2 protein-coding genes and 1 pseudogene are annotated in these 2,090 nt (G+C 41.1%); all 3 read right to left on the bottom strand.

The features are described from left to right. Positions 1 to 343, bottom strand: a pseudogene (locus tag QT974_RS33700) (type I restriction endonuclease subunit R); the annotation flags it as partial. A 317-nt stretch (positions 344 to 660) separates the two neighbouring features. Beyond that, positions 661 to 1,566 (bottom strand): S-4TM family putative pore-forming effector, encoded by a 906-nt coding sequence (locus QT974_RS33695; RefSeq protein ID WP_333472705.1) that lies wholly within the window; start codon positions 1,564 to 1,566, stop codon positions 661 to 663. Next, positions 1,563 to 2,003: a hypothetical protein gene (locus tag QT974_RS33690; protein WP_333472704.1), complete on the bottom strand. Its 441-nt coding sequence runs from the start codon at positions 2,001 to 2,003 to the stop codon at positions 1,563 to 1,565. The genes QT974_RS33695 and QT974_RS33690 overlap by 4 nt, the downstream gene beginning before the upstream one ends. Between the last annotated feature and the right edge of the window lie 87 nt (positions 2,004 to 2,090).

The raw sequence follows: 2,090 nt of genomic DNA, 5'->3' as shown, positions 1-2,090 counted from the left end.
TGTCGATGCGTCCTCTGAGTATTTCGTCTCTGTCTTCTAGGAAGAGTTCAACTTCGGGTTCTGTGGTGACAAAGAAGGGCTCGTCGTATAAGCCAGCTAGGGTTAATAAGGGAGAAATGACTAAGTGATTGATGGTTCCTTCAGCTAAGGAACCGCGTTCTCTATGACGCAGAAATCGGTTTCTGATTAGGTCTAGTGCGGCTGTTTCAGAGTCGGTTAGTTCGGGTAAGTTTTGGGTAAATTCTGGGGAAAATTGATCGTTGCTTGTGGGAGTCAGATTGAATCTTTCTCGCAGGTTAAGCAAACTGGTGATGGTTTTTGAGATTGGTTTAGTTTGAACCATAGCTTTAATGCAAGAGAAGGTGATTGACATACTCCCCTGCCTGAAGGCGAGGGAATTCTGAGTCGCAGACAGCAATTGCAGGTTTCGCCTGTCTAACTATTGTAGCAGTTGGCGGTGGTGTAGCCGAGTTTTGGGAACAAGGCGAAGGTTTCGAGTTCTAAGGCTGTTTCTGAGTCGGGGTGGGATGGAGTCATGTTCTGTTTTATCCAGTTGATGTTATTTTATTGAGATTGCGTTAGCAATAGATATCTCCTAAAAAGATTCTGGAAGCCTTGCCCTATATGGACAAAAACGTAATTATGGGAGATATCTAATCATTATGGATTCTTAAGTGCCTCCTCAACCAGTTCTTCTGCACCTCTATTCATTTGCTCTTCTTGTTGTCGTCTGAGAAGACTGTAAATCCAATTAAATATTAAGGGATTTCGGCTGCGGTTATCATAAATTTCATTCTGTAGTTTATAAGATTCTTCGGTGACTTCTTGAGGAGTTAATCTGCCCCTAACAGCTTGACTCCAAAGCACTTCGGAACGTTCTTTAAGCCTATCTAATCTAGCAGCAGCTTCAGTATGCTCAATATGCTGACGTATTCCCAGAATAACAGCAGGTATTAGCGGTGCTAAGACTACCAAAAAGAATTTTTCTAATGTAAGACCACCAATAAGACCAACTAAAAACACGATGACTGTCAATCCCACAATTGTGACAAGTCCCAAGACAGCGTAGCGGCGACGAAGCTGAGCATCCCACCAACAGTTGGTGCGCTGACAAATAAGGCGTGCAAGGTGTATTTGCAACTGACCGACACTGACGGGATACCAATTCTGAAGTTTTGAGTAATTGGGATCTATACGTTTATGTCTTGAAGAAGCTTCTACAACTGTTTCTGGTTCTGGACGATTCCCAGAGTTGAGTTTAGACCAGTCCAGTTGCAGGACATCACAATCAAATAACTGTTGTATTTTTGCCGCTTTCTCCTGAAGTGACTTTTGCCGGGGAGTAAACACAACGATATCCAGAATGGTAACAATTATCCCCCAAAAGGCGACAAAAACTTGGAGCTTAGGAAATACAGCGGCAAGCAGAATCAAAACAATCACACAGGGAACACTAAGACTTATCAGCACTGCCTGAATTCTCTTAGCATCTGAATAAATTTGCCGTTGAGCAGCTAGACGTTCTATCTGTTTCTGGGTTAATTGTTCTTGAGGTATTGTGTTCATTTGTAGTAGCTGGGAAAGTTACCGTCGTAGACTAAATTCCACCAATTAAATGCTTCTTTAATGTTGCCCCTACTTTTGGCTTCAAGTGCCTTTTCAGCACGGGACAATGCGGTAGAGAGTTTAGACCAGGCATCGTTTAGTTTTGCCTGGGTCGAACAGGGGCTAATATAACCAGAAATTCCTTTTGGATCTTGTATCTGTGCTAACTCGATTTTATATAAATGTGAAAAAATGTTTTTAACATCTATGTCATAAACAATTGCTTGTTCTCCTTCTGCATATTTGGCAATACGTAATTCTAAGTAGAAAGAAGAAATTGGAACATTTAGATAACACTTCCACGCTTTTATAAACCGAATTAGTGGCTTGACTCTACCATTTAACTTTTGATCTATATCTCGAACATAAGCATTATGAGTTTCTGGACTTGAACGCATCCATCCACCAGAACAGTTAGGAATTTCATAGGTTATATAGCGATCCTAAATCATTTGCAAACAAATCTGGTTTCACTAATTGTGATT

It is taken from the genome of Microcoleus sp. BM001215392 (assembly GCF_036700185.1).
In the GTDB taxonomy this organism is placed as follows: domain Bacteria; phylum Cyanobacteriota; class Cyanobacteriia; order Cyanobacteriales; family Microcoleaceae; genus Microcoleus.
Note: the sequence above shows the minus strand (reverse complement) of the source record. Positions and strands in the feature narration are given on the sequence as shown.

Excerpts from the sequence above, each read along its gene's own strand:
- QT974_RS33695 (WP_333472705.1), bottom strand. The coding sequence starts at position 1,566 with ATGAACACAATACCTCAAGAACAATTAACCCAGAAACAGATAGAACGT.
- QT974_RS33690 (WP_333472704.1), bottom strand. The coding sequence starts at position 2,003 with ATGCGTTCAAGTCCAGAAACTCATAATGCTTATGTTCGAGATATAGAT.